This is a genomic window from Euzebyales bacterium (assembly GCA_035461305.1).
Classification (GTDB): domain Bacteria; phylum Actinomycetota; class Nitriliruptoria; order Euzebyales; family JAHELV01; genus JAHELV01.
In genome coordinates this window covers 1-8,563 of the sequence record DATHVN010000231.1, presented here as the reverse complement: position 1 = coordinate 8,563, position 8,563 = coordinate 1, and the positions used below count along the sequence as shown (strand labels likewise).

10 protein-coding genes are annotated in these 8,563 nt (G+C 71.7%); 2 read left to right on the top strand and 8 right to left on the bottom strand.

The window, feature by feature from the left end; translation table 11 throughout:
* The 8 genes from VK923_20790 to VK923_20755 form a co-directional block, all read right to left on the bottom strand.
* Positions 1-922 (bottom strand): hypothetical protein (locus VK923_20790; GenBank protein HSJ47117.1); only part of this gene is annotated, 922 nt, incomplete at its 3' end.
* A gap of 11 nt (positions 923-933) precedes the next feature.
* Positions 934-1,587 carry an NADH-quinone oxidoreductase subunit C gene (locus tag VK923_20785; protein HSJ47116.1) on the bottom strand — a complete coding sequence of 218 codons (654 nt, stop codon included), beginning with the start codon at positions 1,585-1,587 and terminating at the stop codon, positions 934-936.
* Positions 1,587-2,243, bottom strand: coding sequence for an NADH-quinone oxidoreductase subunit B family protein (locus VK923_20780; GenBank protein ID HSJ47115.1), 657 nt, complete (start codon positions 2,241-2,243; stop codon positions 1,587-1,589). The genes VK923_20785 and VK923_20780 overlap by 1 nt, the downstream gene beginning before the upstream one ends.
* Positions 2,234-2,593 (bottom strand): NADH-quinone oxidoreductase subunit A, encoded by a 360-nt coding sequence (locus VK923_20775; protein ID HSJ47114.1) that lies wholly within the window; start codon positions 2,591-2,593, stop codon positions 2,234-2,236. The genes VK923_20780 and VK923_20775 overlap by 10 nt, the downstream gene beginning before the upstream one ends.
* A gap of 230 nt (positions 2,594-2,823) precedes the next feature.
* Entirely contained in the window at positions 2,824-4,164 is a 1,341-nt protein-coding gene (locus tag VK923_20770; protein ID HSJ47113.1) for a geranylgeranyl reductase family protein, read from the bottom strand.
* Between the two features lie 305 nt (positions 4,165-4,469).
* Entirely contained in the window at positions 4,470-4,853 is a 384-nt protein-coding gene (locus VK923_20765) for a class I SAM-dependent methyltransferase (GenBank protein ID HSJ47112.1), read from the bottom strand.
* Between the two features lie 504 nt (positions 4,854-5,357).
* A complete protein-coding gene (locus VK923_20760; GenBank protein HSJ47111.1) occupies positions 5,358-6,077 on the bottom strand; it encodes a class I SAM-dependent methyltransferase in 720 nt (239 codons plus the stop codon).
* Positions 6,070-7,356, bottom strand: coding sequence for an amidohydrolase family protein (locus VK923_20755; protein HSJ47110.1), 1,287 nt, complete (start codon positions 7,354-7,356; stop codon positions 6,070-6,072). The genes VK923_20760 and VK923_20755 overlap by 8 nt, the downstream gene beginning before the upstream one ends.
* 222 nt (positions 7,357-7,578) lie before the next feature.
* Here VK923_20755 and VK923_20750 point away from each other — a divergent pair, with 222 nt between their 5' ends.
* On the top strand, positions 7,579-8,013 hold the full coding sequence (locus VK923_20750; protein HSJ47109.1) for a response regulator: 435 nt from the start codon (positions 7,579-7,581) through the stop codon (positions 8,011-8,013).
* A 22-nt stretch (positions 8,014-8,035) separates the two neighbouring features.
* Complete coding sequence (locus VK923_20745) at positions 8,036-8,233, top strand: helix-turn-helix domain-containing protein (protein ID HSJ47108.1); 198 nt, start codon at positions 8,036-8,038, stop codon at positions 8,231-8,233.
* Positions 8,234-8,563: the final 330 nt, after the last annotated feature.

Sequence of the window (8,563 nt, the reverse complement as noted above, 5' to 3'; positions counted from 1 at the left end):
TGTCGGCCACGACCACGTCGAAGTCGTACTGCTCGATGCCGCTGTACGGCGCCGCCTTGCGCAGGTCGTGAGCGAGGCCGGTCGCGCGCAGCACCGGGCCTGTCACGCCCAGGTCGAGGCACTGCTCGGCCGTCAGCACCGCCACGCCCTTGTTGCGCTCGATCCAGATCGGGTTGCCGGTCAGCAGGTCCTCGAACTCGTCGATGCGGTCGTACAGCTCCGATACGAGCGTGTTGACCCGCTCACCGAACTCGGGCGGCACGTCCTGCACGACGCCACCCGGCCGGATGTACGCGTGGTTCATGCGGAGACCGGTCACGTACTCGAGGATGTCGAGCACGGTCTCGCGCTCGCGGAAGCCGTAGATCATGGCGCTCGTCGACCCGAGCTCGAGCCCGCCCGTCGCCAGCCAGACCAGATGACTCGCCACGCGGTTCAGCTCGGTCATGATCACGCGGATCGCCGACGCGCGCTCGGGCACCTCGTCGGTGATGCCCAGCAGCTTCTCGACCGCCAGGCAGTAGCCCAGCTCGTTGAACAACGGCGACAGGTAGTCCATGCGGGTCACGAACGTGACGCCCTGCACCCACGGCCGGTACTCGAGGTTCTTCTCGATGCCCGTGTGCAGGTAGCCGATCACCGGCTTGTTGTCGACCACGGTCTCACCGTCGAGGGTGAGCACCATGCGCAGCACGCCGTGGGTCGACGGATGCTGCGGGCCCATGTTGATGACCATGAGGTCATCCTCGACCGCGTCGGGAAGGTCCTCCCACTCCCCCGACGCGACCGTGTACGTGTGCGGCGCGACCATCCTGCCCGACGCGGCGGCGACGGCCCGCTCCTCCCGCGACTGCTCGGGGGTCAGGTCGGCGTCGTCGTCCCGAGCGGGTCGGTCGGGAGCGACCTGCTGCTGGTCGGACATCAGCGGCTCCTCTAGTAGCTGCGCTGGTCCGGTGGCGGGACGGTCGCGCCCTCGTACTGCACCTCGACGCCACCCAGCGGGTAGTCCTTGCGGTGCGGATACCCCTCCCACTCCTCGGGCATGAGGATGCGCCGCAGGTCGGGATGCCCCTCGAAGTCGACGCCGAAGAAATCGAAGACCTCGCGCTCCATGATCTCGGCGGAGCGGTAGACACCCGTCGCGCTGAACATCCGCGGCTCGTCATCGGGCAGCGAGGTGCGGATCCTGAACACGTGGTTGTGCCGCAGCGACCGCACGATGTAGTCCAGCTCGACGCGACCGGCCTCGTCGCCGAACTCGTACCGAGGCCAACCGGTCGTCTCCTCGGCGACCTCCTCGCGCTGTCCCGCGGGCCAGTGCACGCCCGACAGATCGACCAGCAGCTCGCACGACAGTTCGGCGTCATCACGGCAGTGGCGCAGGACGTCGATCACGAGCTCCGGCGGGCAGATCACCGTCAGCTCGCCGCGGAAGCCGAGGACCTCGAGGCCGTCGAACGCGCCGACCAGGTTGTCGCGGACGGCGCGAAGCTGCTCGGACAGCTGCGACTCCGGCAGGCGCGAGACCCGGAGCTTCGTGGCCTCCCCGGAGGCCATGTTCGGGTTGCCGGATCCGGATCCGGCCATCAGATCTTCTCCCCACCGGAGCGCTTGCCCGACGTGCGGTCGGCACCCGTGCCCGCCGCGACGGTGCTCTCGCCGCTCTTGCGGGTCGGCTGGTGCGCCGCCCAGCCCTCCAGCTCGGCCTCGTCGGGGGTCGGCCACCCGGTTCGGCGCGCGAACTGCTCGTCGGTCTCGCCCTTGCGCTTGCGCTCCCGGAACTGCTCCTGCTTGATCTTGGCGTGCAGCTTGACGATGCCGTCCAGCAGCATCTCCGGCCGGGGCGGGCAGCCGGGAACGTACATGTCGACGGGGATGATGTGGTCGACGCCCTGCACGATCGCGTAGTTGTTGAACATGCCGCCCGACGACGCGCACACGCCCATCGAGATGACCCACTTGGGCTCGGGCATCTGGTCGTAGAGGTTGCGGATCACCGGTGCCATCTTCTGGCTCACGCGCCCGGCGATGATCATGAGGTCGGCCTGCCGGGGCGATCCGCGCCAGACCTCCATGCCGAAGCGCGCGAGGTCGTAGTGCGCCGCCCCCGTCGACATCATCTCGATCGCGCAGCACGCCAGCCCGAACGTGGCAGGGAACAGCGAGCCGGCGCGCCCCCAGTTGACGACCTTCTCGACGGTCGTCAGCAGGATGCCATCTGGCAGTCGCGCCTCTATTCCCATTCCAGGCCTCCCCTGCTCAGGATGTAGAAGTAGCTCTCGAACAGCAGTGCGACGAACACGCCCATGACGCCCAGGCCGTACCAGCCGAGGTCGCGCACGACGACGGCCCAGGGGTGCAAGAACACCGCCTCGACGTCGAAGATGATGAACAGCATGGCGACGAGGTAGAACTGCACGGAGAAGCGCATGCCGACCAGGCTCTGCTCGGGGATGATGCCGGACTCGTAGGCGGCGCGCTTGGTGGGGTTCGGCCTGCTGGGACCGAGCCTGGCGGACACCAGCAGCGACAGGCCGACGAACAGGACGGCCACCGTCACCAGCAGCACGAGTGGCAGGTAGTCAGCCAGCATGGTGCCTGATCCTCCGGGGGTCATAGCGGTCCGGTGCGTGATCGCGGTCCCGTCGTGCCGTCTGCGCTGACGGCCGACTGCGGTGGTCCGCCAGGGTGCGGTCCGTTGACCGACGTCGGTCCCGACGTGGCGGGTCGGCGGGTGACCTGCCGCGAGCGCTACCTGGAGTCATGTCGGCGCCCAGCCTATCGGGCGCTGCTGCGCGCCCATGCAACGTCCCCCTCGCGTGATCATGCGGCCGGGACGGCGCGCGACAGCAGGTTCAGCATGGCATCGGTGGCGTCCCGGCTGCGGTGGTTGATCAGGTGCGCCATCGTGCGGAACACGAACTGCATGAGCCCCAGCCTCGGCATGCCGTGCACGGTGCACAGGCGCATCACCGTGGGATGGCCCATCAGCCCCACAAAGGCCCGTCCGAGGGTGTAGTAGCCGCCCCAGGCGGCAGCCACGGCTTCGGGGTAGGCGTGCAGCGCTGACAGCGCGTCCGTCGCCAATGCCCGGTCGATGGCGTCGGCCGCGAACGCCGCCGCCTCGATCGCGTAGCTGATGCCCTCGCCGTTGAACGGGTTCACCATGCCGGCCGCGTCGCCGATCAGCACCAACGACCCGTGGACCATCGGTCGCCGGTTGTGGGCCATCGGCAGCCCGGCGCTGCGCGGGGTGCCCTCCATCGTGTCGGGTCGCAGCTCCCATGCCTCGGGCAGCCCCGCGACCCAGGAGGTGAGCACCTCGCGGTAGTTGGTCGAGCGGAAGTGCGAAGACGAGTCGAGCAGGCCCCAGCCCACATTGACCAGGCCACCGTCCAGCGGAAAGATCCAGCCGTAGCCGGGCAACAGCTCGCCTGGCCGCCCGTCAGTGCCGGGCACCCGCATCTCCAGGTAGCCCTCCATCACGTCCATCGCCGCGCGCGGGCTGCGGTAGTAGCCGCGGATCGCCACGCTCATGGGCCGGGCATGGTCGCGGTGGAGGCCGGCGGCCACGGCGATGCGTGACGAGTTGCCGTCGGCCGCGACCACGATCGGCGCGCGCACCTCCCCGTGGGAGCCGTCGGCACGCTGGTAGTTGACCCCTGCGACCCTGTCTGGCTCGCGATCGGACCACACCGGTGCCAGGGCCTCGGTCTGCTCCCACAGCCGGGCACCGTTGGCGGCCGCGTGCTGGGCCAGCGTGTGGTCGAACACTGCGCGCGTCGCGGTCACCGAGTGGGACGGGAAGTCGTCGAGCTCCGGCCACGGCAGGTCGAGGACCACGTCTCCGCCGTACATCCGCAGGCCCTCCTGGCGGGCCCAGCCGGTCGGTACGCCCTTGGCCTCCTCGTGCAGACCGAGCAGCTCGAGTGCCTTGACGGCCCGCGGCGTCAGCGCGTCCCCGCAGACCTTGTCGCGGGGAAACGCCGACTTCTCGAGCAGCACCACGTCATGGCCGGCGTGGGCCAGGAACGTCGCGGCCGCCGATCCCCCTGGTCCGGCGCCGACCACGACGACGTCGGCCTCGCTGCGCTCCGGCGGGCCGGTCGGATCGGGACGCGAGGAGCGCGCCGGGCGGGGGCGAACGACATCCCGGTCGGACATGCCCTGCACCTCCCTCGACGGACCGACGACCACGCTCCAGCGTAGCAACCGACATGCCCTATGTGAAGCGCTTCACAAAGCTCCCCCGCCCTGCGTTCGTCGCATCACCGCGAGGTCGGAGTCCGAACGCAACCGAAACGTGGCCCGTCGACAACCACCTTGCCGCCGGTGCCGGCAACGCAGGGTGGTGTCAGGTGCGGTGGCCAACCGCGACCAGGTACTCCTGGTCGAGTGCATACGTGCCGTCGGTCGCCTGGTTCGTTCGGCAGGTGACCTCGCGAACCTCCGCCCAGGCCTGCTCCCACTCACCCTGCGCCACGAGCACCTCGCGGGTCCGGCGGTACGATCCCGATGCCGTCAGGATGAAGTCCTCCTGCGCCCCGCACCGACGGGAAGCGCCAGGCGATGACGTGACGCTGGATCGTCATGTCGACGCCGTGCTCGGCGAAGCGGCCGCGCAGGTACGCAGGATCGCCCCATTCGGCGCTGCTCGGCTCGTTCTCCACACCGTCCGCGGTCGGCAGGTCCTCTGCGTCGCCCACGACCAGGTCGAGGTCGACCCCGGCTCGGCGCGCCGCGTCGCGTGCGACCCCGAACCAGGCGTCGATCTGATCGACACCGGTGACGATCGCGCCGCGTCGTGCTGCGTGCAGGGCGACCAGGCCCGACCCCGTCCCGACGTCGAGCACCCGGTCTCCCGGACCCGACGGCGACGGCCTCGACCAGTCGTTCGGCTGCAGGCCTCAGGTGGGCAGCGATCGTCGGATGGTGCCCGTCGGCCCACATCGCGCGGGACTCCGCGCGCCGGCGTTCGAGCACGTCGGCGTCCATCAGCGCGACGATACCGCACGGGTGTCCGTCGACCCGGCGCGGCCGGCGGCCCCGCCGTGCCGCGGATCACCTCCCGAGCGCAGCCACCGCAGCGTGCACCCACGCCGATCAACAGCACCGCTGGGTTGCGCCCGACCAGCATCGAGCCGGGGCAACGTCCCGCCGCTGCGCAGCAGGTCGAACCCAGCGGGTGCTCCAGCACTGTCAGCGCCACGACGGCCGCCCACCGCCGCCGGCGCGCACCGCCGTCCCGTCCAGGTCACGACACGATCCGGCCGCTGGCGCGGGAGGCACGGCCCAGGCGGGCACCCACGCCGGCGCGTCCCGGAGCGCGGCCGGCGGCTCGGCGCGCTCCGCCCTCCTCAGGCCGGTCGCACGGCATGGTGCAGTGCGACGACGCCGCCGGTCAGGTTCTTCCAGCGCACCGCACCCCACCCGGCGTCGGTGATCGCCGCGGCGAGCGCGCGCTGGTCGGGCCACGCCATGATGCTGCGGGCCAGATATCCGTAGGCACCGGGATCGCTGGTCAGCACCTGCGCCAGACGCGGCAGAACGCCCAGCAGATAGCGGTGGTAGACGTGCGCGAACGCACGGTTGGTGGGACGGCTGAACTCGAGCACCGCCAGCTGGCCGCCGGGACGCACGATGCGGCGCAACTCGGCGAGGCCGGCACGCGTGTCGTTGAGGTTGCGCAGGCCGAAGGCGATCGTCGCCGCGTCGACGCTCGCGTCGGCGAACGGCAGCCGCAGGGCATCCGCGACGGTCCACCCGACGCCGGCCACCCGGCCCCTGCCCACGCGGACCATCTCGGGGCTGAGGTCGGCCACGACGACGTGCGCGCCACGCGCGGCCAGGGGGGCCGCCAGCGCCCCCGTGCCGCCGGCGACGTCGAGGACGACCATGCCGGGGCGGGGGTCGATCGCGGCGACGGTCACGTCGCGCCAGTGCCGGTCGAACCCCGCCGAGAGGACCGCGTTCGCCAGGTCGTAGCGCGGCGCCACGCGGTCGAACATCCGCTGCACCAGCGCGGCGTCCTTGTCCGTGACCGGCCGGTGGTCGGGCAGCGCCTCGTGATCAGGCATCGACACCACCCGCGTCGTCGAGGTCGTCCTGGTCAGGCCACGGGCTGTCCCCGTCGGCGCGGCGCGATCGACGCACCCCCGCCAGCACGGTCAGGACCTGCCGGCCGACGCCGGCCGTCATCAGGTCGCGGTACGCCGTCGCCGCGGTGGTCGCGACGTCGACCCCGACCAGGTCGGCCCGTCGGCCGGGCGCGAGCACACCGCTGTGTGCGTCCCAGCCCATCGCGGTCGCGCCGTCGCACGTCAGCAGCCGCACGGCCTGCTCCTCGAGCTCGACGGGCCCGCCGGCCCCCGGCCACAGCGCGATCTCCTGCTCACGAGCCACCGCGATCCACGCCGCCGCCTCGGCCAGCAGGTCCTGGTCACCGACCGCGGCAAGGCTCTCGGTCCCCAGTGCCAGGCGCACCCCGGCCCGCGCGTACCGCTGGAGCGGAGGCGCACCCGCCTGCAGCCGCGCGTCGGCGCGCGGGCACATGACCACCGATGTCCGCTCCGAGCCGAGCACCCGAGCCTCGGCGTCGTCGACCCAGACGCCGTGGGCGACCGAGTTGCCCGGCCGCACGACACCGCACTCCGCCAGGTAGCGGATCGGCCCGAAGCCGACGCCCCCGCCCAGCCACTCGTACTGCGCACCCGCCGCGGCGGCATCGTCGGCCAGCGGCCCGTCGCCGTGCCAGATCGCGCGTACCTCGGCCTGGTCCACGGCGGCGTGGGCGTGCACGGGCGCGTCCAGGGACTGCGCCAGCTCGGCCAGCGCCTGCAGCGTCCCTGTGCCGACGCGCGTGGTGTCGGCGACAGCGATCCCCAGCCGACGCGCGGGGGCGGGCAAACCCAGCGTGTGGCGCAGCGCCGCCACCACCGCGTCCTGCTCGCGGACGTCGACGTCGGCGATCTGCACCCACGAGTCACCCACCAGCCCCGCGCGCGACGCAGCCGGCACGCCCGGCCCGCGGTGGACGACGTCGCCCACGCATGTGGTCCCCCACCGCATGACGTGCAGGACCCCACGCCGCGCCGAGTGCTGCCAACGCGTCGGACTCCACGTCGCCGTCATCCCGTCGACCGCGCGCTGCCAGTGGTGGCGCGGGCCCGGCTGCGCCAGGTCGACCGCGTCAGCGAGCTCCAGGTGGGTGTGAGCGTTGACCAACCCCGGCAGCAGCACGCCCTCGACGCGCTGCTCGCGGTCAGCCTCGCGGCGCAGGACCGTCGCCTCGCCCACCGCGACGACCGCGTCGCCGGACACCAGGACGCCACCGTGGTCGAACGGCGGGCCAGTCATCGGGCACACGACCCGGGCGGAGTACAGGACGCTGGTCACCGCGCGCAGGCTAGTACGCCGGGCGAAGCGTCGTGGCGTGCGCGGACTCGAACCACCGCCTGCACACAACCTCCACATCGCGCCCCGTGGATCTGCACCCGCCCGCTCTAGCGTTGTGCGCATGTCTGCCACCGACGACCAGCCACCGACGACCTGACGGACCGCAGCGGGACGAACCGCGTGATGGTGATCGAAGACGAGCGGGCCATCGCCACGGCGATCGCCGACCACCTGCGCAGCGAGGGGTTCGACGTGGGCGTCGCACTCGACGGCCACGAAGGCGTGCGACGGCGTGCGGCGGACCGGCACGACCTCGTCGTGCTCGACCTGATGCTGCCGGATGGGCTCGAGGTCTGCCGCCGCATCCAACAGGACCTGCACGTGCCGGTGCTGATGTTGACGGCGCACGACGACGAGACCGACATGCTCGTGGAGCTCGGCGTGGGTGCGGACGACTACATGACCAAGCCCTTCAGCCCGCGCGAGCTGTGGCAAGGATCCGGGCCATCCTCAGACGCACCGCCGGCGCGCGCACCGGACAGATCCTCCGGGCGGCTGAGATCCGGATCGACCGAGCCGCACGGCGGGTGTGGCGGGCGCACAGCGAGGCACAGCTGACCGCGACCGAGTTCGACCTGCTGTGCCGGTTCGCGGGCGGCCGGTGGTCGTGTGGACCCAGCTGCTGACGGGGGTGTGGGGCTGGTCCGACGAGGCGGCGGAGCGCACCGTCGACTCCCATGTCCGGTCGATCCGACGCAAGCTCGGTCACGACTGCATACGCACCATCCACGGTGTCGGTTACGCGATCGACGCCGACGGCGCCAGGCGGGGTACCTGATGCGTCCTCTGGACCGCGTCGGGTCGATCAAGCTCAAGCTCGGCATCGCGATCGTGGCGGCGGTCGGGGTCGCTGCGGTCACCAGCACCGTGGGCCTCGGCTCGGCGTGCCGGTGTGGGTGCGCCCGGTCGCGGCGGTCGCGATATCGCTGGCGATGGTCCAGGTGCTCGCCCGCGGGATGACGTCGCCGCTGCGTGAGATCTCTCACGGCTCGAGTCGGCACGGCGCCGCTCCAGGTGGCGCCCGTGGTGGTCGCGGACGTGCTGGACGACGTGGCCGCCGAAGCACGGCTGACCCTCCATCGACGACGATCGACGTCGACGCCCCGGA